The following is a 1,312-nucleotide window of genomic DNA, read 5'->3' as shown; positions in this document are numbered from 1 at the left end:
TCCAGAAAGCCCTTCTGCACCAGCTTTTCAATGGTGGCTGCTCTGGTTGCCGGAGTACCGACACCCTGACGCTCCACGCCCTCCGGCATACTATCCGCACCCGCTACCTGCATAGCTGACAGGAGAGTATCTTCGGTGAAATGCTTCGGTGGGGACGTCTGACCCTCTTTCAGTTCGGCACCGGCAACGCTGCACTGGCTCTGCTCTTGCGCATCGGGCAGAACAACTGCTTCCTTTTGCTTGCCCAGAAGTTCCCCCAGCATTTTTCGTTCCATGGCTTTCCATCCGTCGGACAGCACCAACTTGCCTTTTGCGGAGAATTCCTCTCCGGCGCAGATGGTGATAATCGAGGTTTCTGCATAGCGGTGCGGTTCACCTACGGCGCAGAGTAGCCGTGCAGCAATCAGCCGCAGAATCTTCCACTCCCCGGCAGGGAGTGCGGCAAGGTCTGCGTTTGCCATGCTTTTCGTGGGCAGCAGCGCATGATGGTCGGTGACTTTGCTGCCATTGATGACCTGCTGCACATGGATGGGAATCGGCTCCTCCACGGCAAACGCCCTGCCCGTGTCCGTCACCAGTCCCGGAAGGGAAGCCGCCATATCCTCTGTCAAAAACCGGCTGTCCGTGCGGGGGTAGGTGATAAGCCGCTTTTCGTAAAGGCTTTGGGCATAATCCAAGGTCTGCTGTGCCGTAAATCCCAGCAGACGGTTGGCATCCCGCTGCAATGCAGTAAGGTCATAGAGCTGCGGCGGGCTTTCGGATTTCTCCTTGCGTTCCATCTTCTGCACCGTGACACGCCCCTCCTTTCGGCATTTGGAAAGCAGCAGTTCGGCATCCGCTTTCTGGGCAAACCGCTTGCTGGATGCGGTGCCGCCGTCCGCAAGGGTCAGGGCAACCGTGTAGAATTTCTCCGGCACAAAGGCGGCGATGGCGGCTTCCCTCACCACGGTCATAGCGAGCACCGGGGTCATAACACGCCCCACCGCCAAAGGCTGGTTGTACAGGCATGAAAAAAGCCGGGACGCATTGATGCCGACCATCCAGTCGGCACGTTCCCGGCAGAGTGCTGCGTTGTACAGTGCATCGTATTCAGTTGACGGCTTCAGGTGGGCGAACCCTTCTCGGATGGCATTTTCCTCCATGCTGGACAGCCACAGGCGGGAAAAAGGCTTTTTGCACCCTGCTTGCTGGTACACCAAGCGGAAAATCAGTTCTCCCTCGCGCCCTGCGTCTGTAGGATAGTTCTCGGAGGTGACTTTTCTGACTTTGTTACTCGATGGCATCCAATGGGCCGATAAAGCGGTAGAAAATC

At 57.5% G+C, this 1,312-nt stretch carries 1 protein-coding gene; it reads right to left on the bottom strand.

Features of this window, described 5'->3' with window-relative positions:
- The coding region (locus tag WMO20_RS14365) for a DNA topoisomerase (protein ID WP_349187305.1) at positions 1–1,283 on the bottom strand (1,283 nt) is incomplete at its 3' end.
- Between the last annotated feature and the right edge of the window lie 29 nt (positions 1,284–1,312).

It is taken from the genome of Faecalibacterium intestinale (assembly GCF_040096575.1).
GTDB classification, from domain to species: Bacteria; Bacillota; Clostridia; order Oscillospirales; family Ruminococcaceae; genus Faecalibacterium; species Faecalibacterium intestinale.
The sequence above is the reverse complement of the archived record's forward strand: the minus strand, read 5'-3'. Positions and strand labels throughout refer to the sequence as shown.